Source organism: Staphylococcus sp. Y174-1, from assembly GCF_049897865.1.
Lineage (GTDB): Bacteria > Bacillota > Bacilli > Staphylococcales > Staphylococcaceae > Staphylococcus > Staphylococcus saprophyticus.
Window position 1 is genome coordinate 240,275 of record NZ_JAFCXB010000002.1, and the last position, 23,029, is coordinate 263,303.

At 33.4% G+C, this 23,029-nt stretch carries 23 protein-coding genes; 13 read left to right on the forward strand and 10 right to left on the reverse strand.

The window, feature by feature from the left end; translation table 11 throughout:
- Positions 1–121: 121 nt before the first annotated feature.
- Positions 122–484, reverse strand: coding sequence for a GyrI-like domain-containing protein (locus ACP7BT_RS08010; protein ID WP_228160962.1), 363 nt, complete (start codon positions 482–484; stop codon positions 122–124).
- A gap of 280 nt (positions 485–764) precedes the next feature.
- Here ACP7BT_RS08010 and ACP7BT_RS08015 point away from each other — a divergent pair, with 280 nt between their 5' ends.
- Positions 765–1,373, forward strand: coding sequence for a C39 family peptidase (locus ACP7BT_RS08015; protein WP_041079240.1), 609 nt, complete (start codon positions 765–767; stop codon positions 1,371–1,373).
- A 135-nt stretch (positions 1,374–1,508) separates the two neighbouring features.
- Here the strand turns inward: ACP7BT_RS08015 and ACP7BT_RS08020 are convergent, their stop codons facing one another.
- A complete protein-coding gene (locus ACP7BT_RS08020) occupies positions 1,509–2,318 on the reverse strand; it encodes a metallophosphoesterase (RefSeq protein WP_041079241.1) in 810 nt (269 codons plus the stop codon).
- 185 nt (positions 2,319–2,503) lie between these two features.
- Here ACP7BT_RS08020 and ACP7BT_RS08025 point away from each other — a divergent pair, with 185 nt between their 5' ends.
- The 3 genes from ACP7BT_RS08025 (at position 2,504) to ACP7BT_RS08035 (ending at position 6,283) form a co-directional block, all read left to right on the forward strand.
- A complete protein-coding gene (locus ACP7BT_RS08025) occupies positions 2,504–4,525 on the forward strand; it encodes a cation:proton antiporter (RefSeq protein ID WP_041079242.1) in 2,022 nt (673 codons plus the stop codon).
- 310 nt (positions 4,526–4,835) lie between these two features.
- Positions 4,836–5,672, forward strand: coding sequence for a membrane protein insertase YidC (yidC, locus tag ACP7BT_RS08030; protein ID WP_041079244.1), 837 nt, complete (start codon positions 4,836–4,838; stop codon positions 5,670–5,672).
- Between the two features lie 110 nt (positions 5,673–5,782).
- Entirely contained in the window at positions 5,783–6,283 is a 501-nt protein-coding gene (locus tag ACP7BT_RS08035; RefSeq protein ID WP_011302430.1) for a GNAT family N-acetyltransferase, read from the forward strand.
- Between the two features lie 101 nt (positions 6,284–6,384).
- Here the strand turns inward: ACP7BT_RS08035 and pcp are convergent, their stop codons facing one another.
- The 6 genes from pcp to ACP7BT_RS08065 all read right to left on the reverse strand — a co-directional run bounded on the left by pcp (position 6,385) and on the right by ACP7BT_RS08065 (position 12,631).
- Positions 6,385–7,026, reverse strand: a complete 642-nt coding sequence (pcp, locus tag ACP7BT_RS08040) for a pyroglutamyl-peptidase I (RefSeq protein WP_041079245.1) — start codon at positions 7,024–7,026, stop codon at positions 6,385–6,387.
- A gap of 30 nt (positions 7,027–7,056) precedes the next feature.
- A complete protein-coding gene (locus ACP7BT_RS08045) occupies positions 7,057–7,983 on the reverse strand; it encodes a DUF979 domain-containing protein (RefSeq protein ID WP_041079246.1) in 927 nt (308 codons plus the stop codon).
- Positions 7,976–8,680: a DUF969 domain-containing protein gene (locus ACP7BT_RS08050; RefSeq protein WP_041079247.1), complete on the reverse strand. Its 705-nt coding sequence runs from the start codon at positions 8,678–8,680 to the stop codon at positions 7,976–7,978. Before ACP7BT_RS08050 ends, ACP7BT_RS08045 begins: the two co-directional genes overlap by 8 nt.
- 166 nt (positions 8,681–8,846) lie before the next feature.
- A complete protein-coding gene (locus tag ACP7BT_RS08055) occupies positions 8,847–9,287 on the reverse strand; it encodes a DUF805 domain-containing protein (RefSeq protein WP_002482424.1) in 441 nt (146 codons plus the stop codon).
- Positions 9,288–9,389: 102 nt separating this feature from the next.
- Positions 9,390–10,988, reverse strand: a complete 1,599-nt coding sequence (locus ACP7BT_RS08060) for a M20/M25/M40 family metallo-hydrolase (RefSeq protein WP_041079249.1) — start codon at positions 10,986–10,988, stop codon at positions 9,390–9,392.
- Positions 10,989–11,239: 251 nt separating this feature from the next.
- Positions 11,240–12,631: an MFS transporter gene (locus tag ACP7BT_RS08065; RefSeq protein WP_041079250.1), complete on the reverse strand. Its 1,392-nt coding sequence runs from the start codon at positions 12,629–12,631 to the stop codon at positions 11,240–11,242.
- Between the two features lie 422 nt (positions 12,632–13,053).
- Here ACP7BT_RS08065 and ACP7BT_RS08070 point away from each other — a divergent pair, with 422 nt between their 5' ends.
- The 9 genes from ACP7BT_RS08070 to ACP7BT_RS08110 all read left to right on the forward strand — a co-directional run bounded on the left by ACP7BT_RS08070 (position 13,054) and on the right by ACP7BT_RS08110 (position 21,474).
- Positions 13,054–14,829, forward strand: coding sequence for a sensor histidine kinase (locus ACP7BT_RS08070; protein ID WP_041079251.1), 1,776 nt, complete (start codon positions 13,054–13,056; stop codon positions 14,827–14,829).
- Positions 14,807–15,571, forward strand: a complete 765-nt coding sequence (locus ACP7BT_RS08075; RefSeq protein WP_002482420.1) for a response regulator transcription factor LytR — start codon at positions 14,807–14,809, stop codon at positions 15,569–15,571. The genes ACP7BT_RS08070 and ACP7BT_RS08075 overlap by 23 nt, the downstream gene beginning before the upstream one ends.
- 120 nt (positions 15,572–15,691) lie before the next feature.
- Entirely contained in the window at positions 15,692–16,135 is a 444-nt protein-coding gene (lrgA, locus tag ACP7BT_RS08080; RefSeq protein ID WP_041079252.1) for an antiholin-like murein hydrolase modulator LrgA, read from the forward strand.
- On the forward strand, positions 16,132–16,833 hold the full coding sequence (gene lrgB / locus ACP7BT_RS08085) for an antiholin-like protein LrgB (protein ID WP_041079254.1): 702 nt from the start codon (positions 16,132–16,134) through the stop codon (positions 16,831–16,833). The genes lrgA and lrgB overlap by 4 nt, the downstream gene beginning before the upstream one ends.
- Positions 16,834–17,068: 235 nt before the next feature.
- A complete protein-coding gene (locus ACP7BT_RS08090; RefSeq protein ID WP_002482418.1) occupies positions 17,069–17,581 on the forward strand; it encodes a DUF4242 domain-containing protein in 513 nt (170 codons plus the stop codon).
- Between the two features lie 358 nt (positions 17,582–17,939).
- Positions 17,940–18,680, forward strand: a complete 741-nt coding sequence (locus ACP7BT_RS08095; RefSeq protein ID WP_002482417.1) for an ABC transporter ATP-binding protein — start codon at positions 17,940–17,942, stop codon at positions 18,678–18,680.
- Between the two features lie 12 nt (positions 18,681–18,692).
- Positions 18,693–19,643 (forward strand): ABC transporter substrate-binding protein, encoded by a 951-nt coding sequence (locus ACP7BT_RS08100; protein WP_011302420.1) that lies wholly within the window; start codon positions 18,693–18,695, stop codon positions 19,641–19,643.
- A gap of 6 nt (positions 19,644–19,649) precedes the next feature.
- A complete protein-coding gene (locus tag ACP7BT_RS08105; RefSeq protein ID WP_002482415.1) occupies positions 19,650–20,411 on the forward strand; it encodes an ABC transporter permease in 762 nt (253 codons plus the stop codon).
- Positions 20,412–20,424: 13 nt separating this feature from the next.
- Positions 20,425–21,474, forward strand: a complete 1,050-nt coding sequence (locus ACP7BT_RS08110; RefSeq protein WP_002482414.1) for an acyl-CoA dehydrogenase family protein — start codon at positions 20,425–20,427, stop codon at positions 21,472–21,474.
- An 80-nt stretch (positions 21,475–21,554) separates the two neighbouring features.
- Here the strand turns inward: ACP7BT_RS08110 and ACP7BT_RS08115 are convergent, their stop codons facing one another.
- Both ACP7BT_RS08115 and ACP7BT_RS08120 read right to left on the reverse strand, forming a co-directional pair.
- Positions 21,555–22,319, reverse strand: coding sequence for an alpha/beta hydrolase (locus ACP7BT_RS08115; protein WP_037537721.1), 765 nt, complete (start codon positions 22,317–22,319; stop codon positions 21,555–21,557).
- An 18-nt stretch (positions 22,320–22,337) separates the two neighbouring features.
- Entirely contained in the window at positions 22,338–23,027 is a 690-nt protein-coding gene (locus ACP7BT_RS08120; protein ID WP_002482412.1) for an ABC transporter permease, read from the reverse strand.
- Positions 23,028–23,029 lie beyond the last annotated feature (2 nt).

Sequence of the window (23,029 nt, forward strand, 5' to 3'; positions counted from 1 at the left end):
TGAGCGTTAGCTTAGTTATACCTTTAACTAGGTCATCCTTGCATTGATTGCATAGGTAGGACTACGAAAACGCTATTAGAAACTTGGATTTCTGTCCCACTTGTGATTACTTTATATTTTATTAAACAATAGGTAACCATATTTCTGTGACATAGTCATCTTCTCTAATGGCCCCTTCTTTGTATAATTCAAAAAATGGTGCATGTCTTATTTCATAATCCAATTTAGGTAAAATATCTTTGTTAATTTGTTGCATCGCTTTTTTAATTGACTCTGGTACAGGTCCTTTAGCATCAAATACTAAGTATCTGCCACCTTCCAATTCTATGTTTCGCCATTTGTCATCTTTATGTTCACTGGTTACGCCTATCAAATAATGCATCTCTCCACTATCATGGGGCTTGCAAACACCAAGTAAGCCCGGCAATTGATTATTTCCTAGCTCTAGTAATTGATCTTTTTTTCCACTATCATCAAATTCCATCTAAAACATAAAAATATTTTCTTGTGCTTTTTGTCAGTGGCATATATCTTTTTCTCACCAATAACAGATAACGTTGGCAACTCTTCAATTCTATAATTCATTCGCATTCCCCACCCTCTTTTTTGCTATTATAACCAAAACATATATAGAATACCCATGACAAACTATTACTTCGAAATTCAAGCATCTTAATAGGCAATCTTTATGAATAGATATATAATAATAGCAATTAACTTCATTCACACTTTTGTTGAGTAAAATTTACTAGGAGATTTTCATCATGAATTCAAATATTTTATCAGTAAAACCCATCAGTCAATTGTTTCCAATTCCGATGATCATGGGTTGTGAGGGTGTTTCTGCAGCAATGATTTTACAATTTAACCACTTTAACATACCAGCCACTGAAATTATGCGTCACTGGCCGAGACATAGAAATAACCCCTATAAAGGATACGTAGGACATCATTTATGGATAAAACTAGGTTATCATCAGACTATTTTTCCAACTGCTCTCGTTCCACATCTTAGACGCTATTCAAATCATGTCGTTGATAGCACTGGTCAATCCTTAACTGATTTATGTCACATTATAGACCAAGGACAACCCGTTGTTATTTATCATACCGTACTGGGTAAAAGACCTTACCGTCGTACTTATAAATTAGATAACCAACCAACAAAGTTAGTAGCTAATATTCACGTCACCGTTCTCGTTGGTTATGATGCTCAACACTATTATTATATTGATCCCTTGTGGTCCCACTTAGGAAAATCATTTATCTTACCAGCTATAATACCAACCAAATATCAATTGATGAAAATCAAAAAATCAAAATTAGAGCAAAGCTATGATGCGCCTGGCCGCATGAGTTTTCATTTATCATAAAACTGCTAATAAAACGAGCGCCCAATCAAACATAAAATGATAAAATCACTTATGGTTGATCGGGCGCTAGTTCTCTTTTTTTACTAAACGACAATGAAATTAAACTCATTATCCTATTTATAGTTTCTGCATGTTTTAAATCTGAATGATATTTAGCGCATGATCTATTTCACGAGACACATCATCTGAACGCCACTCTCGTTGATATCCAAGACACGGACAAATATAAGTGACACCTTGTTCATCAAAACGATTTCTAAAATGTACATGTCCCATAATACTATAACGAATTGGATACTTTTTATAAATTTCATCAAAATCAGATGTTCCAATAAAAGCATTGAAATAATCAAATAATCGATGTGGCATCGGCACTGCAAACTTTGGATGTGTCACAATATGGGTCATTAAAATAATTTGCTTATCTTTGACTTTTTCTATATCTTTAATGGCTTGATTTGCTGCAATTCTCGATAATTTTCTATCGTCCATGGGCCAATCAATTTTCACCTTATCTTGCCACGTTGCACCATAGTATTTTCTACGTGCAATGCGTTCAAGTGAAAATTCTGGACTTGCATATGAATAATCATACCACCCCGTATTTCCCACTATTGCCCAAGCGTCATTTAAATGGTATGGTTTACCGATTAAACAGGCTTCCATCCCCATATACTCTTCTAAGATTTCAGCTGATGTAGCATTCGTATCAGCAGACCAGAAATCATGATTGCCCGGAATAAATAAAACTTTTATTTGAGCTTGTGCTTCTACTGATTTAATAAAAGCTTGAGTTAACTTGTAATTATTCGAAATATCTCCAGCAATTAATAATAATTCTACTTGATTACGCTGTATTGCCTTGATGAGTTCGTCTTCATAATCCTTTGGCTTTAGAGATTTATGCCTATCAATATGTAAATCCGAAATAACACCAATGTTCATATTTATCACATTCCTCTATTAACTTAACATCACCATTATGACATATTCCGTTAAATAGTATTAAATGATGCGCCTAATCAATCCTTTGAAATACTTATTAAATTTAGTGACATTCTATTTATGACTATCTATGATTTTTATATAATGATAAGATATAATAATCAAAAAAATAACTAGGAGTCTTTATGCTATTACTAGAAGCTTTTCTAATCTTTATTATTGCTGTGATAATCAGTTCAATTATTCACAATAAATTCCCTAAAGTGCCAATGGCATTTGTTCAAATTGCGTTAGGTGTATGTCTTTATGTCCTTCCCATCCCCTTGCATTTTGAATTTGATTCAGAAGTATTTATGATGGCTGTCATCGCACCATTACTATTTGTTGAAGGCACACATGTATCAAGAACTAAGCTGTTAGAATATCGTAAACCTATCATTTTGATGGCTATGGCACTTGTATTTACTACCGTTATTGGCGTCGGCTACTTTATCGCTTGGATTTGGCCGGAACTTCCTATGCCAGCAGCATTTGCAATTGCTGCAATCCTCTGTCCAACGGATGCCGTTGCAGTTCAAGCAATCACTAAAGGTAAAATCCTACCAAAAGGGGCACTATCTATACTTGAAGGTGAGTCTCTGTTAAATGATGCTGCTGGTATTATTTCGTTCAAAATAGCAGTAACTGCTTTAGTAACAGGCGCATTCTCTGCATTTGATGCAATTGAACAATTTATTATTTCTACAATATTAGGGGTTGTAATAGGGATTGTTATCGGCATGTTAATTGTACGTTTGCGTATTTATTTATCAATGAATAAAGGGCTTAAAGATGGTAATACAATGATTTTCATTCAATTACTGACTCCCTTTGCAGTCTATTTCGTCGCTGAAATGTTACACGCATCCGGTATTATCGCAGTAGTCATCGCTGGTTTAATTCATGGATTTGAAAGAGATCGTTTGATACGTGCTCAAACAGAGTTACAAATGAACTACAATCAAATTTGGAGTACATTAAGTTATGTGCTTAATGGCTTTGTTTTCGTAGTGTTAGGTTTCATCGTGCCAAAGGTCGTTTCTGAAATTATTAATAAAGAACCAGAAAATATTAAATTTTTAATTACGACAACGTTACTTATCGCTCTAGCCATTTATGTATTTCGTTTTATTTGGGTGTTCATCTTATTCAAACAATTTTACTATCCAAATAACATTCAATCCTATTTAAATGACAATCAAGAAACACCGCCAAAACGGCTGCATTACGCATTTATCATGACAATGTGTGGTATTCACGGTACGATTTCGCTATCTATGGCACTAACCTTGCCCACTTTACTAGCACAGCAACAAACTTTTACTTATAAAAATGACTTACTATTTATTGCCTCTTTGATGGTAATTATTAGTTTAGTCATGGCACAAATCGTTCTCCCAATAATTACACCGTCTGAACAACGCAAAGCATCAACTTCTATGAGTTATGTTGCTGCCAAAGTCTTTATAGTTCAAAATGTAATTAAACACTTTAAAGTTAAATCTAAAGAAGATGAGTCTATAAACTATAACACTGTTATATCAGAGTATTTTGATGAATTATTCTTTTTACTGCAAATGTCACCAGAAGATAATAATGCTAAGGAAATGAAGCGTCTTGAAGATATTGCCAATGAAGAAGAATCTGAGACGTTGGAACGCTTAGTATCTCAAAACAAAGTAGACCGTCAAACTATTTTAAATTACCGTTCTGCATTAGAAACTTCTAGACAATACAAGGACTCATCTGCACTTCATAAATTCAAAGTGGTATTACAAATGCTCATTTTGAGAATTAGAGCTAAAAAACATGCAGACACATCACAGATAAAACAATTTAAATCTAATTTCCAAGAAGTAAAAAAAATCATGCGTATTGTAAATCACAACGTTGCATTACGCTTAAAGTCTGAACAAACAAGTGACAACGTATTAGAAGTAAATATTGTTTTAAACCAGTATTACAATAGATTATACAGAATTAGAAAAAATCAAAATAAAAACAATCAAACACCCGCTTCTATTACAGAAGCGCACAAACTTGAAGGTTTGTACATGCAAAGAGCATTCTTAGATAAACTTGTACAAAATAATAAATTGGATGCACATATCGCTTCACAAGTTCGTGAAAATATAAATTATAATGAGATTGTTTGGGCATCAAAATAAAGCGATGGAATAGAAATCAATTTTTTTAAACGATTGCTTAATTAGACGCTCGTAGATAGATAGTGTCACAACATTAAAATCATCTCTATATGCTGAATGCGTTCTAGTGTAGGTTGTTAAGTCCTCGGTATCAACTTCATACTTAAGGTACTACTTTAATTTAGTCATAAGGCTATACTAAAGTGGTGCCTTATTTTTATACTTATGGATAAATATAATGCTTCCTATTTTTACTACTTTAAAAATACTTAAAAATCTCATTCAATTGTGTTAAAGTTATATTTATATCAACACTAATTTGGAGGGATGAATGATGCGTATAAAGTGGCTATTCTTATTATCGATCCCCCTTTTCCTAACTGCATGCAATAATTCACAACAAACTCATAATCATGATCAAGGCATTTTCAATATGATATTCGTACAACCTATCGATAAGTTATTACATGCCTTAGGCCATTTGTATGGAGAAAATTATGGTTTAGCAATCATTACCATTGTTTTAATAATACGTGTGCTCTTACTCCCCTTTATGGTATTGCAAGTTAAAAATATGCACATGATGCGTGAAAAAACTGAAGTGGTACAGCCTCAAATTGATACATTGAAAGAAAATGTAAAGCTTGCTAAAACTCAAGAAGAAAAATTAGAATCAAATAAACTTTTGATGGATACATATAAACAATATGATATTAACCCTTTAAAAAATATGCTTGGTTGTTTACCTATATTAATTCAGTTGCCTATCTTATATGGTTTAATTATCACTTTAAAATTCCCGAGTGATGGAGGCATTGACAGCCATCCATATTTTCTTTGGTTTAATTTAACTGAGCCAAATCTATGGATTTCTTTAATTGCAGCAGTGGTTTATTTTTTCCAACCTTTAGTAAATGCCATTCACTACCCAAAAGATCAGCGAAAAACGCACTATGTTTTAATGATACTATCTCCCATATTTATCACTTATATTTCGTTACAATCTGCTTCCGCTTTAGGACTTTATTGGACAGTAGGTGGTTTATTCTTAATCATACAAATGCATTTTGCACATGCATATTATGGCAAAATTGCACGCAATGAAGCTTCATTACTTCAAGATGAATTAAAAGAAAGAAACGAAATCATAAAATCGTTTATACTTTAATACAATGTATCTCTCATTTCTAATTACATGCAATTTTGAATTGAAAAATTTCTTTTTCAAAAATAATGATGCTATAATAATATCAATTTAGTATGTAAGGGAGACATTCTATGGAATTTACAATCAGAGCTTTAACTGAAGAAGATCGACATAGCAAAGCAAATGTCCATTACGAAAGTTGGTTGAGCACTTATAACCATATATCTGTAAATGACTATCTAGAAAATCTTGATAAAGCACAATTTATTAAGAAGTCCTCCTTGCATAACTTACCTACGTTAGTAGCAATTGTTAAAAATGAAATCGTAGGTTTTATCACTTATGGTAAAACAGAATCCATTTCAGAATCAGATGACTGGAGCGAAATTTATGCATTATATCTATTAGAAGCTTATCAGCGTCATATGATTGGTTACGCTTTAACGCAACGTGCATTAGAATTATCCTATCCTGATAATGTGACGCTATGGGTAGTTGAAGAAAACACAAATGCCATTCATTTCTATGAACAAATAGGCTTTAAAGCAACTGAGCATAAAAAGCCAACATACTTTGGTAAAACCTATAATGAAGTCCGCATGGATTATACACGTACAGAACATGATCATTAAAAAAGCGGCGCAAAATCATTGCTTGATCTACTTTTCCAATAAACAAATAATGAGACCGGGGCATCTATACATGTCTCGGTCTCATTATTTGTTTATTTTATTTAGTGTGTTTCACCTAAAGCGACTTTTATATCTACTCCTGATTCAACAATTGCTTCTAAAGCAGCATATAAACCAATTCGAATCGTTTCTAATGACATAGACGGCTTTTCTGGTTTATCAGTAACTTGTTCAGGAACAAATGGTACATGAATAAAGCCAAATTTTATTTTTGGAAACGCTGTTGCCTGTAAATAACCTAGCTGATATAAAATATGATTACAAACAAAAGTGCCAGCAGTATTAGATAACCTTGATGGAATACCTTGTGCTTTAATCGCTTCTGTTATTCGTTTGACTGGCAAATTAGAAAAGTATGCTGCATTTCCATCAACTTGTATCACTTCATCAATCGGTTGATTACCTTCATTATCGGCAATGCGTGCATCATCCACATTAATCCCAACACGCTCAGGTGTTAATTCATATCTCCCACCAGCTTGTCCTATAGCCAAAACGATATCATATTCGTAACGCTTCATTTGAGATAGAATGACATCTTTACTTTTGTGAAAAACAGTAGGTATTTCTAACTTATCTATCTTATGTGCGCCAATTTCATCAGGTAATAATTTCACAGCTTCTAATGCTGGGTTAACACGTTCTCCACCAAATGGATCGAAACCAGTTATTAAAATTCTCATATAAATGTTCCCTTCTTAACCTTATTTTTTCTAAAACGCCCATACATACATTAAAGCGATATGTACCATAATCATTATTATTGCAATGGGTCCTTGCGCTTTAATCACACCAAACTCTTCTTTCATTTCTAGCAAAGCTACGGGTAACGTATTAAAATTAGCTGCCATTGGCGTTAATAATGTGCCACAAAATCCTCCTGTCATTGCTAATGCGCCTGCAATAACTGGATCACCACCTTGTGTAATAACAAATGGTATACCAATACTTGCAGTTATCACAGTAAATGCTGCAAATGCGTTCCCCATAAGCATGGTAAATAACACCATGCCTAAGACATAGGCTGTTGCACCAATTAAATGATTACCTTCTGGTAGTATTGTCGAAATGCCTTTAGATATCACATCACCCACACCACTAACCGTAAACAGCACACCTAAAGCTGCAAGAAATTGTGGTAGTATGCCCACCGTGCCAATTTGTTGTGTTAATCGATCGCTATCATAGAAAATATATTTCACTTTAGGTTTAATCACCATATATGCTGCAATTAGTCCCAATATAGAGGAAATGCCCAAACCAATTGCGCCACCCAATGGCGTCCAGTTTGAGACAGCAATAGCAGCAATCGCTAATATAAGTGCCGGTATAAATAATTTATTACCATATTTTTGTGCACCCATATCCCCTTCTTTTTCTGTAACATCAACGATATTTTTAATGGTCACTTGTTTAAATAAAGTCAATGCGCCCATCATTAATATGAATATGCCGTTAAAGACATTAGGTATATAAGGGCCAGCGATAAATGTAATTGCTAATAAAATCCAAAATAATGCCGTACCATACTTTTTATGATGCTTAGAAGATTTAAGTATTCGAAAAGCAGTATAAAGTAATTGGAGACCTATTAATATGTAAAAAATTTCTAAAATATGATTTAAAATACTTTCACTCATCCTTATTCACCCGCTTTGTACCATATTTCTTATCTAAATATTTATCAAATCGTATATTATTTATCCATACAATTAAAAATACGATAATGGATATCGGTACAGACGCTAATACAAGTTGAACTGCGTCCACTTTAATACCTAAGGATTGAAAAGTACCAACCATCAATAATATACCAGCTGCACCAACAAATAAATTTTGACCAAAGAAATTACCATAGTTTTCCATTGCCGATGCCTGAGCTTTTATTTTCTCAATATCTTTGGCATCAATTTCTGTTTCATTTAAATTATAACGCGTCCTTAGTGCGCCCTGTACCATTGGATTTATCAATGGACGTACGAACTGTGGATGACCACCTATACGAATTGATGCTACTCCAGCAAGTTCCCTAATAATTAAATAAATCGTCAGTAATCGACCACTGGTCACTTGCTTAAACTTGCCAATCATATTAGAGGCTTGTTTCTTCAGTCCAAATCTTTCAATAAGTCCGACCATCGGCAACGTCAATATAAATAATGTAACTAAACGATTATCTACAAACGCTTTTCCTAATGTATCTAATATGGCATATAAATCTAAGCCTGAAACAAGTCCTGTAACGACAGCTGCAATTAAAATAACTGCAATGGTATCTATTTTAAGTAAAAACCCTAAAATGATAATTATAATACCTATTAATTTTAGCCATTCCATAAAATCCCTCCTTCAGTTATATTATAGTTTTCTTTTGTCTAAAAACAATGAATTTTCTGATTTTTTTAATGAAAAAACGTGCTTTTCACAAGTTTTTATTAATAAAAAAACATGGAGATAGGAATCACATTTCATCATTATGATTTCCATCTCCATGCTTTATATTTTATAACCATTTTAATTGTGCATCTTCTACATTTTTCGAAGGTAGTAGTGTTTCTATCACTAATATAATAGTACAAATTATTGAAACAATGTTTAAGAAGACTGCTATACTGTCAACTTGGATAATATCAAAGATAATATTAACCACCACAGATAGAATAATTAATATGATCGCTGTTGTCCGCTTTCGACCAGCATCATAAAATCTACGCAAGGTCACTGCAGCCATCGGGACAATGTTCGCTAATCCAAACAACCCTATTAAAGCTGACAATACTGCTGCTACAATGAATATACCGACAATAAAACTAAACGCACCAATCAACGCAATGATAAAAATACTGATAATATGTACCAATACTGGCGTCCAAAATTCTAAACGATTCGATTTACCTTTAAAATCTATATATCTTTTCCAATAATCTTTATACGCCTCTATCATAGCATTACCTCTCTAATTTAATTATATGGTTCCTCATTTCTATATAATCTTAATATATCGTAATACCCACATCACACTCAACCCATAGATGATAATCGGAAATTAAATATATGATTTTATGAGTTTCTCTAACACAAATGGTAATTCTTCAAAAGCACTTTTTTTATGCAATCGTTCACTCACTTTATGCGCATCTTTGCCAATAGGACCACAAAGTAATGTCGGCGCACTGATTTCTTTAATCGCCTCAAATGGAATCGTATACGTTGCATTAAAATTCGGTGTGTTCTTTTCGTAAGTTATCATTTGAGACATATCTCCAGCAAAATTTAAATAACTACTATCACTGATACCGTTAAAATAATGTATACGTTTACTCTGACGTTGAAATTTTTCTTCAAACGTCTCTTTAACTAATGCGATGGTTTCCTCAATTTTTTGATCGTATGAAACATTTACAGCAGGATAATATGGTGTCGCAAAAAATGTCACAACTGCAGGTGCGATATTGCGACAAATTTGCATTAAGCGGTCTGTCACACGAATGCTCTGCATATGAAGCCCCGGCGTTTCTTTGATAACCTGTTGTATTTCTTTATCGATGCGTGATTCGCCATATTGTTTAATCGCATATTGTTTTAACTGATCAAAGGTGAGGACGTTGATTTTTGTTTCAAATTCAATGTCTTCGTTCTCTAATATTTTTAACCAATCACTTTCACAACGCTCTGTCGCACGAATGACCGTATCTATAAATTGTCTATATAAATCCGCTGGCTTTTGCTTAAATAGAAACATGTTATATAACCCCATTGTCCTAAATGGCGTTTGAACATCATACGTTTGTTTAATGTCTTTCGTCATAAGCGAAACAGGCAATGGTGTCGTTTCATTTTCAAATTCTTCTTTAAATAAATGGTTATACTCAATTGCTTGATTCATATAACTCATCATAAAATTAGAACTCAGACCATCTAATGGGTTACCTACATGTGTTTCTTTTCCGTAGCACAATACCCCAGGCATAATTTTACCTATAGAGCCAGAATAGATATAATGTTGTTCATCTGCACTTGCTTGTTGAAACGTTGGCTCACTATTCAAATGTAGTTGAATGTCTAATTGAAATGTTTGTTTTATTGAAGCTATCGTTTCCACTGCTTTTCTCATACCTGATGAATTTACTTCTTCATCTGGCACAGTTACTAAGATCAAATTGATATCCCATACTTCTATACTTGCTAATTCGATTAATGATAAATGCAACATTAACCCAGCCTTCATATCCATCACGCCCCGACCAAAGAGGTAGGTGTCATTTTTTAAATCTTCAATAGCATCTGTACTTAAATAACTGCTGTATTGTGTGAAATCATATTTTAGTTTATCTGGGTCAAACGCATCTTCACGAAATGAGCCATAATCATCTACATCTACTGTATCGAAATGACTAATTAACACAATCGTTTTAGTTGTCGTGGGCGCCTTATAAAAGACTACAACGGCCTCTTTATTATCTTCTGTAGTCTCAAGTAAAATTTGTGACTGATTTTTTTCAAAATAAGGAATCTGTAATAATAATTGCTTTATAAAACTCGGAAATGTTAATTCACCTTCCGTATTCGTCACAGTTTGATGATTTACTAAACGTTTTAATAAAATCAATCTGTCTTCATATGTTTGCCATAATAATTTAGTCAATTGATCACCTCTATATGTAAGCGTTTACTAGATTATAAACCGTTTTGAATTTCATAATCAATGCATTTAGTATTAAAATTTTTCAATACACTTATTTAACTATTAATTCATAAATTTCCTTGATAATAAAAATAGAGCGGAACAGCAATCAAATCTTCTAGAAATGATTTCTCTGTCCCGCTCTAATAACAATGATGTTCTATGAAAGATAAGCTTCCAGGATCAATTCATATCCCAGTTTGCATTCTATTTTAATTATTGAATTGATGTTTAGGCACGAGTAATAGAACAACTAAAAATGCAATAATAGCTAATGCTGCATTAAATAACAAACCATACATGGCACCTACATGTATATTCGCAGTGGTTGTCATAACCGTAAAAATTGTTCCTGACAACGCAACACCAAACGAATTACCTAAAGAGGACGCCATTTTATAGACACCAGAAGCGACACCTACTTTGTCATCAGGCGCTGTCGTAACAGCAGTGTCTGTAGATGGCGTTGCATACATACCTAATCCGATACCATAAATTAAGTAACCAAGTATACACATAACGATATACATCGGTGTAGGTAGGAATGTGAGTGAAATTAAAATAATACCAACAGCATTTAACCCTGCACCGATTAACATTGGACGTTTAGGTCCAATGTGTTGAAGTATTTTTTCTCCGACTCTAATCATTACAAGTACAGCCACAAGATAAGTAATCGTCATTGCGCCAGATTGGAATGATGTAAAATGAAGGCCTGATTGAAAATAAGTATTCGCTACAATTAAAGTACCGGCAACGGCATTTAATAAAAAGTTCGATACTGTTGCACCCGTGTAACCTTTATTTTTAAATATCCTAAAATCAATCAGCGGATTGTGTATTCTTGTTTCATAAAATAAGAATCCAATAACTGCAACAATAAAAATGAACATCAATGACAAAATGAGTGGTGAAAATAAACCATAATTTGAAGCTTGTGTAATAATCAAATTGACACTCAACATTGCAATAATTAAAATAATAAGTCCAATCGTATCAAATTTGGCGCGTTTCGTTTCTTTTGTTTGAACCGCCTTTGTTTCTGGCGCATGCTTCATTAAATACATCGCTGCGAGTGCCACAATAATAGAGATAATAAAAATTGATCTCCAACCTACAAAGGTAGACACCATGCCACCGAATAATGAACAAATACCTGTACCGCCCCATGAACCAATAGACCAATAGCTCAGGGCGCGTTGACGTCGGCTTCCTATGTAATACTCGTTAATGATTGCTAACGTTGATGGCATAATACACGCAGCAGATAAGCCTTGTATGGCTCTACCAACTACTAACAATGGTATAAATCCAGGAATAATAATCAGTAATGAACCGACAATACTTAAAATCAATCCTATATATGTCATTTTAACTCTACCATATCGGTCAGCTAGCCCACCAGCACCGACAACAAACAGCCCACACAATAATGCTGTGATACTAACTGCCACGTTAATTGTGCCATAATTTGTATCAAACGATGACTGAAGATCTGGTACGATATTTACAAGAGATTGTGCAAATAACCAGAATGTAATAACTCCTAAAAATATACCTACAAGAAGCCTATTATCTCCTTCAAATGATTGTGATGACTCCATATTCTTTTTTCCTCCTATGTCCCCAAAAAAGCATTGCATCACTTCAAAAAAGATATACACGTTTTTAAACTCAAATTAAACATATTCTAAAAAAGTCTATATCTATTTCAAAATGAATCTTTTAAAATGAAATTAAGCTTTATTTATTTGTGAAAACATCAGACAATTATTTATTATATAATTTTTTCGTTTTCACAAAATATTTAAAAACCCAATATTAACAAAATAACACTTAGCTATAGATATTGCTAAAAAACAGCGTTAAATGTGTATTTGTAAACTTAAAGAGTAATGTTCTCTTTAAAATTCATCGAATTATACTAAAATTTTATCGCTTAAAATGATAATTACTTTTCTGCAATAACATATAGCTAAAAAATTTCTGTATACTATATTAAGACAAACTATGATAAGGGTGCATTATGTTAAATTTATTTATACTACTTCTTGAACGTGTGGGCTTAATCATACTTATTGCCTATATACTAATGAACATCAACCATTTTAAAACAATGATGAATGAGCGCGAGAAACGACGTTCACAATGGCAATTAATTATTATTTTTGGTTGCTTCTCTATGATTTCAAACTTCACTGGTATACAAATCCGAGGCGATGAAATAATTAATGGAACTGTTTATAACCATCTAGACTCTGATGCTTCTTTAGCAAATACACGTGTTTTGACTATTGGCGTATCAGGACTTATCGGTGGTCCATTTGTAGCATTAGCAGTTGCCGTCATTTCAGGTATGTATCGTGTTTACATTGGTGGTGCTGATGCATATATTTACTTGATTTCATCTATTTTCATCGCTTTAATTTCTGGCTATTTTGGCTATAAAGCGATGCGTGCTAACCGTTATCCTACGATAGTCAAAGGTGCGTGCATTGGTGGTACAACAGAAATAATTCAAATGCTTTGTATTCTTTTATTTTCTGATAATACTGAACATGCATGGACATTAGTAAAACTCATCGCTATCCCTATGATTTCGATTAATTCCATCGGTACAGCAATATTTTTATCTATTATTTTATCTACTATTAAACAAGAGGAAGAAACGCGTGCGATACAAACACATGATGTGTTACAGCTTGCTAACCAGACATTGCCTTATTTCCGCTCTGGTTTGAATGAGCAATCAGCGAAAAAAGCAGCAGAGATTATACTTAATTTAATGCGCGTATCTGCGGTAGCAATTACCAACCGTAAAGATATTTTGACTCATGTTGGCGCAGCGAGCGACCATCATGTTGCCCAAAAAGCAATTATTACTAATTTATCTAAACGAGCCATTCAATCTGGCACTTTAAAAGAAGCATATTCTAGTGAAGAAATCGGTTGTAACCACCCAGGATGCCCTTTAGAAGCAGCAATCGTAGTACCTCTACGCGTCAAGAATGATGTTGTCGGGACATTAAAATTATATTTTACAAATAAATATGATGTTAACTATTCAGATAAACAATTAGCAACTGGACTTGCTGAAATATTTTCCAGTCAACTTGAATTAGGTCAAGCCGAAACACAAAGTGCCTTAATACGTGATGCTGAAATTAAATCACTTCAAGCACAAGTTAATCCACATTTTTTCTTTAATGCAATTAATACCATTTCTGCATTAGTACGTATTGATAGTGAAAAAGCACGTGAATTACTTTTACAACTCAGTCAATTTTTCAGATCTAATTTACAAGGTGCGCGTAATAACACGATTTCTTTAGAAAAAGAATTACAACAAGTAGAATCCTATTTATCTCTAGAACAAGCTAGATATCCGGACCGCTTCAATGTGTCGTTTGACATAGATCGTACTTGTTACGGCGCACTTGTACCGCCTTTTGCTATACAGATACTTGTTGAGAATGCCATTAAGCATGCTTTTAAAAATAGGAAATACAATAACGAAATTATCGTAAAAGCACACAAAGCTCAAACAGGTTTAGTCATTTCCGTATCAGATAATGGTCATGGTATCCCTTATGAAAAACTTGATAAAATTGGTAAAACCAGTGTCCATTCAGAATCTGGTTCAGGCAGCGCGTTAGAAAATTTAAATCGCAGATTAGATGGATTGTTTGGTTATGAAGCAAGTCTTCAAATTCATTCCGATCACCAAGGCACACAAGTGAGTTGTACGATTCCGTACCATAATTTAGAGGAGGAAAAAATTGAGAGCAATCATTGTAGATGACGAACCCTTAGCACGTAATGAACTTCACTATTTGCTAAATCAAATAAACCATTTTGAAAAAATTGATGAAGCAGAAAATGTTTCTGAGACATTAGAACTATTACTTTATGATGATTATGATGTTATTTTTCTTGATATTAATTTAATGGACGAAAGTGGTCTTGATCTTGCCAACAAAATAAAGAAAATGAAACATGCGCCTTTTATCATCTTTGCCACAGCGCATGATACTTTTGCTGTAAAGGCTTTTGAATTGGATGCCATCGATTATATCCTTAAACCTTTTGAGCAACAACGTATTGCACAAGCAGTTCACAAAGTAGAACAAGCTTTGGGGCAAACTACCGAACATCATAGTGATAGTTATACAACAGCTTCTATGGATACTCAAAACAACGAAAAAACAAAAACAAGTAAAGTGCTCCCTATTGAGGTAAATGAACGCATTCATATTATTAACTTAGATGATATTATTGCAGTTTCGGTCAACAATGGTATTACTACAATTAATACAACACTCGACGATTTCGAAACTTCAGAGCCTTTGAGTCATTATGAAAAGAAAATTGAAACGCAAAATTTCATGCGTATCCATCGTGCAACATTAATTAATAAATCCCATATTCAAACCATTGAACATTGGTTCAATTATACGTATCAACTTACCATGACAAATCAATTAAAGTTTCAAGTTAGCCGCTCCTATATGAAAACTTTCAAACAAATGATGGGGCTTAATTGATAGTCACATTTCAATTTATGCATTTCAGCTCTAACGTGTCGTAAGTCACATCAAAAACGCCCTATCGTAATCGCTTTCATTTTATAATTAACTCAAGATCATTTTGGGAGGCAATTTTAAATGGGAGTAGAAAAAGAACAAAGCAAAAGGCACAATAAAATCTCTAAAACATATAATTTTTTCCATCAAGCGCTTGTTATAGCGATTATTATGTTTATTTCAAACATCATCGAAAGTTTCATGCCGGTGCCAATGCCAGCTTCAGTAATAGGACTTGTCCTATTATTTATTGCTTTATGTACTGGTATTGTAAAACTTGGCCAAGTAGAAACTGTTGGAACCACATTAACGAATAACATTGGTTTCTTATTCGTACCAGCAGGTGTTTCAGTCATTAATTCATTAGGCGTATTAAGCACAAGTCCAATCCTAATTATATTATTAATTATCATTTCAACATTGCTCTTGTTGTTATGTACAGGATTTTTATCTCAGTTGCTTATTACGAAATCCTTTATTCCGAAAAATTCAAAACAAAAAAAATTGGCGGAGGATAAATTATGATTGAACATTTAGCGATTAATACACCTTATTTTGGTATTCTACTATCACTTATACCTTTTATCATCGCAACTTTTTTATTTAAAAAGACAAATGGCTTTTTCTTGTTCACACCATTGTTTGTCAGCATGGTCGTCGGCATTGCCTTTTTAAAATTAACTGGTATTGATTACGCAAATTATAAAATCGGTGGCGATATCATTAATTTCTTCTTAGAACCAGCAACAATATGTTTCGCTATACCTTTATATAAACGTCGCGATGTCTTGAAAAAATATTGGAAACAAATCCTAGGGGGCATCACATTAGGTACAACTGCTGCACTTGTTTGTATCTATCTTATCGCCGAAGCATTCCAATTTTCTAATGGCATCATAGCATCTATGTTACCTCAAGGTGCGACAACTGCCATTGCATTACCCGTATCTGCAGATATCGGCGGCATCAAAGAGTTGACATCACTAGCAGTTATTTTAAATGGTGTGATGATATATGCTTTAGGATCTAAATTAATTAAGTTATTTAATATAACAAATCCTATTGCACGTGGTTTAGCACTTGGTACAAGTGGCCATTCGTTAGGTGTTTCTTCTGCACAAGAATTTGGTGAAACTGAAGCATCTATGGCATCTATTTCTCTAGTTATTGTTGGTGTGATTGTTGTAATCGTAGCTCCAATATTAGCAACATTACTATTATAATTTAATAACCCGCACACGTATAAAGTTAAATGACGTGTGCGGGTTTATTTTTTAAAAACTTAAATCTATACACGTATATTTTATTACCTTACTGCACCCATTACAATTTAACCGCTAACTATATACTATTTTTATAATTTATCAGAAAATTTAAATTACCTATTTTCATATCCTTGTAATCTGATAAGGTTTATTGTATTATACACCTACTATTAATATTTGGAGGTTAAGATTTATGACATTATTTTTACTAGAAGCAAACGATTTGGCTTTTGCCTCAAATAAAAAAGAATTAGAAGATAAAGCTGCTCAATTAACAACTGGTGATGTACCTACTTTAATTGAAGTTCAAGCTACTGAAGACTTAACACATGGTTACTTTATTGTAGAAGCAAATAATGATACTGAAGCAAAACAATTTCTAGAAGATGCTTCAATTAATATAAATTTAGTTAAAGAAGTGCGTCTAGTTGGTAAAGAACTGGATGAAGTTAAAAAAGGCGATCCTAAAATTGACTACCTTGTAACTTGGAATATCCCAGAAGGTATTACAATGGATCAATATTTAGCACGTAAGAAGAAAAATTCAGTTCACTACGAAGAAGTACCGGAAGTACAATTCCAACGTACGTATGTTTGTGAAGACATGACAAAATGTATTTGTATGTACGATGCGCCAGATGAAGACGCTGTACGCCGTGCTCGTAAAGCTGTAGATACACCAATCGATGACATCGAAAAAATATAAAGAACTACTTTCTCAATAGAATTGAGATTAGTAGTTCTTATGCATTAGCTTTAGCTAATGTAATCCTTATATATTTCTCAATAGAATTGAGATTAGTAGTTCTTAGGGAGAGGGACAGAAATCATTTGTTTTAATAAAGATTTCGTAGTCCCACCCCGGCAAGGATGACTAGGGTTGAATAAGCTTAATATAAGCGCAATTCAATCCAGTCATCTACTGCCTTTTTACAAAGTGATTAATCACTAGATTTTCTAAAAAGTAAATTCATAAACAACCACTAAAGGGCTATGTACTTGCATAGCCCTTTAGTGTAAACGCAATTCTTATTAAAACGATAAGAATAATTGAGGTGTCTACCGTGATTCATATTAATCGAGTTCATCATCAATTTGGAGAGAATACTGTCATTAACGATTTCGAACTAAATATAGATAAAGGAGAAATCATTACTTTTATTGGGAAAAGTGGATGTGGCAAATCAACTTTATTAAATATTATTGGAGGTTTCTTAACACCCTCATCTGGTTCTGTTAATATCAATGGTCAAATTAAACAAACGCCATCTCCAGATTGTTTGATGATATTCCAACATCATAATCTTTTTCCATGGAAAAATATCTATGACAATATACGCATTGGTTTAAATAAGCGTATGAGTAATGAAGAAATTAACCATCATTTAAAAAGTGTCGATTTAAATAATAAAGGCTCAGCATTCCCTGAATCATTATCTGGTGGGATGAAACAACGTGTTGCACTTTGTAGAGCACAAGTACATCAACCGAAAGTTATTTTAATGGATGAACCACTTGGTGCTTTAGATGCATTTACCCGTTATAAACTACAAGATCAATTGATTCAATTAAAGCATCAAACTGACGCTACTATTATTCTTGTCACACATGATATAGATGAAGCATTATATCTTTCTGACAATATTATTTTACTTGGAGAGGGTTGTGAAATTATCGATCAATATAAGATTAAGCAATCACATCCTCGTAATCGCAATGATAGCCATTTATTAAATATCCGTAATACTATCATGGAAAAGTTTGCCTTAAATCATTATATGGCAGAACCGGAATATTATTTATAAGGAGGCAGCATATTGAAAAAATTATTAATCCTTTCTCTAATATTCCTAGTATTACTTTCTGCTTGTACACAAAGTAATAGTCAAAAACAATCCGATAAAAAAGAAACTATAAAAATTGGTTATTTACCTATTACACATTCAGCAAACTTGATGATGACCCAACAAATACAGCAACAAACCAAAAACGCGAACTACAACTTAGAACTAGTAAGATTTAATAATTGGCCTGACCTGATGGACGCTTTAAATAGTGGCAAAATCGATGGTGCATCTACCTTAATCGAACTTGCGATGAAATCTAAAGAGAAAGGTTCAAATATTAAAGCAGTTGCTCTAGGCCATCACGAAGGTAATGTCATTATGGGACAAAATAATGAAACAATTTCAGACTTCCATAATCACGAAGATTATAGCTTTGCGATACCACATCGGTATTCGACACATTACCTACTATTAGAAGAAATGCGAAAACAACTTCATTTAGACTCTGATACCTTTAGTTATCATGAAATGGCGCCTGCAGAAATGCCCGCAGCTTTAAGTGAAAATCGTATTTCAGGATACTCAGTAGCTGAACCTTTTGGTGCCTTAGGAGAAAAACTAGGCAAAGGACATACGCTAAAACATGGTAGCGATGTGATACCTGATGCATATTGCTGTGCACTTGTGCTCAGAGAGGATTTAATCAATCAACACCATCATACAGCACAAGCTTTTATGACTGATTATAAAAAAGCTGGTTATAAAATGAACAATAAAAAGCAAAGCGTAGAAGTCATGAGTAAACATTTTAAACAAGATAAAAAAGTTTTAAAACAATCAGCAGATTGGACTTCTTATGGAGATTTAACAATTGAAAAAGAAGGCTATAATAAAATCACTCATTTAGTCAAAGAACATAAATTATTTAACACACCTGACTATAAAGATTTTGTTGATCCAACATTATACAAGGAGGGCTAGTACGCATTGACACATGCATTAACTAAAAAATTCACTTTACCTATTATTAGTTTCATCATTTTCTTATTTATATGGCAATGCGTAATTTGGATAGGAAATTATCAACCTATCCTCTTACCTGGTCCTTTACTTGTTGCTAAGAGCATTTGGCAGTTCATCATTTCCGGGGAAATATTTTCTCATTTGTTTATTAGTTTATTTCGTTTCATAGTCGGATTTGTTCTTGCCATTTTAATCGGTGTTCCTATCGGATTTTTATTAGGTCGTGTAAATGCACTATTCCATGCCATCGAACCACTTTTACAATTAATTAGACCTATATCACCTATCGCTTGGTCACCTTTCGTTGTACTTTGGTTTGGTATCGGTAGCTTACCAGCTATGGCAATTATTTTTATCGCTGCTTTCTTTCCGATTGTTTTTAACACAATTAAAGGCATTAGACATATTGAACCTCAATATTTAAAAATCGCTTCCAATCTTAACTTAACAGGTTGGCAATTATATAAAAATATCTTATTCCCTGGTGCCTTCAAACATATTATGGGTGGTATTCATATGGCTGTAGGTACGAGTTGGATATTTTTAGTTTCTGGTGAAATGATTGGTGCCCAGTCTGGATTAGGCTTTTTGATAGTAGATGCAAGAAATATGTTGAACTTAGAAGATGTATTAGCCGCAATATTTTTTATTGGTTTGTTCGGCTTCATTATAGATAGATTTATTAGTTATTTAGAAAAATTAATTCTAAAACGATTCGGAGAATAAAGGAGACGTTATTATGAGTTTACAAACACTTATCGAATATGAATTAGATCCATATTTAATTGAAATAGATGAAGGTACACACTATCCTAAACAATTTATTCAAACTTTATTTAAAGAAGGTTATTTTAAAGAAAATGATTTGAAAAATAATTTAGAAATTATTGAAGAAGTATCCAAATCTTGTCTAACTACAGGATTTTGCTTATGGTGCCAACTCGCATTCTCAACATACTTAGAAAATGCTGACCAAGCGCATTTAAATCATGATTTACAACAATCATTATTAAATGGTGATATATTAGGCGCAACTGGTTTATCAAATCCTATGAAATCATTTAATGATTTAGAGTCTTTCAATTTATCTCACCATTATCAAGAGGGAAAATTTTACGTAAACGGTAGACTTCCAGCAGTAAGCAATATCGGTTCTGATCACTACTTTGGGGCCATTTCAAAGTCTGAAACTGATGATGAATTAGTAATGTTTATTGTACATGCCAATCAAGATGGTATTACACTTGATGAGAAGTCGAATTTCTTAGGTGTCAATGGTTCAGCAACATTTGCGATAACGATGGATGATGTACTGATTCCTGACACGCAAATCATCACGCATGACGCAAAATCATTTGCCTCAGATATTCGACCAAAATTTGTAACACTACAAGTGCCTATTGCCCTAGGTTCCGTTCGTGCTTCACTTGATTTAATTCATAAATTCTCTGACGCACAAAATGGCATCAATAAATATTTAGAATACGACATTTCAGATTTTGAATCACGCTATAAACAGATCAAGCAAGACTTTTATAACCTTGTTGCAAAAAATGATTTGGATAATCAATTTGGCGAACTTATTCGACTTAAAAAAGAAGCTGGATATTTACTATTAGAAGTTAATCAGGCGTCTATGGTCAATGGTGGTTCAAGAGCATACTCTCCTAAAGCACCACAAGCACGTAAGTTGAAAGAAGGATTTTTCTTTGCAGCATTGACACCTACCTTAAGACATTTAGGTAAATTAGAAGAAGAATTTAAATCATCTAATTATACTGTAAATTAGTTTAAATTTTCTAATATACGTAAAAAAGCATCCCTCTATGGGGATGCTTTTTTTGACTCATATCATTCCGATTTGATTTTCTATATTCCTTCTATGAACCACTTGATTGCACGTTGTATCGCTTTATCCCAATATGCGTAATCATGTTCACCAGGTCCATCTTCAAATATGTTTGGTATTTGGCGTTTATTTAAATATTGTACAAACTGCTGATTGTCTCGGTATAAATCATCTTCTGTACCACACATGATAAGCAATTCGGGAATTTCTTTTTGTTTCTTAATCGCTTCATCCACTAAATAATACGGATCTAAGTTTGTATTTGCTACTTGTGCATTTGGACCAGCAATTGCAGATCCAGAATAATCATACCAATCATAATCAATCAAACCTTGTGCGTTAAATGCAGCAGATAAAGGACAAGCTTTCGCAAAACGATGACCTTCTAACAGCGCATATTTGATTGTGCCATAGCCACCCATCGAATGTCCCGCAATAAAATTGTCCTCTTTGCTAGTCGAGAGTGGTAATATTTGATGCGCATAATCCAATACTTCAAGTATATAATCATAATATTTATGACCATACACCATATTACTATAACCACTATGATCTGCATTCGGCATGATTACTGCTAATTGATGCTCATTTGCATACCGTTCAATACTCGTATAACGCATATACGACGTTTCGTCACTTGAAAGTCCGTGTAAAAGCAATAACGTTTTCAACGCTTTCGGTTGTGCATTTGAATCAAAATAAGTAGCGTCTTCAGGTAAAATCACTATAAAAGGATGATGCATACCAATCGTCGTCGAATTATAGTTTATTGATAATATTGCCAAAGTCAGTCACAACCTTTATTAATTAATACTTTGTGGTTCGTGTTTTTTCTTCTTATGCGTTTTATTAGATGGATCTAAACGTTTTTCCAAAAATCTTAAGAAGATATCAATTAAAATTGCAATTAAAGCAATTGGAATTGCACCAGCTAAAATAAATGTTGTTCCGTCTGTTGCATTTGTACCTCGAATAACAATGTCACCTAAAGTTGGCGCACCTATGAATGAGCCGACTGCAACAACCCCGATGGCTACAACAAGCGCAATTCTCAGTCCACCAAGAATGACTGATAAAGATAATGGTAATTCAATCATACGCAAGACTTGATTGCGCGTCATTCCCATACCTTTACCGGCATCTTTAATATTTTCATCGACACCAACAATACCAGTAAATGTATTTTTTATAATTGGTAATAGTGCGTATAAGAATACCGTTACCACTACAGTTGTAGGACCTAGTCCCATCACTAACATTAATATTGCTAACATCGCAATAACAGGTACAGTTTGAATGATGTTTGCAATGGTAATAATTGTCCAAGACAATTTTTTATATCTTGCAATGACGATACCAATAGGAATACCTACAATAGCTGCAAATAGAACACCATAAACAGACATAAGTAAATGCTTAATAAATAAATCCCATAGGTAGCCAAAGTTTACTGAATAATATTCAATTAATTGTTGAAATAAATTACCTTCCATTA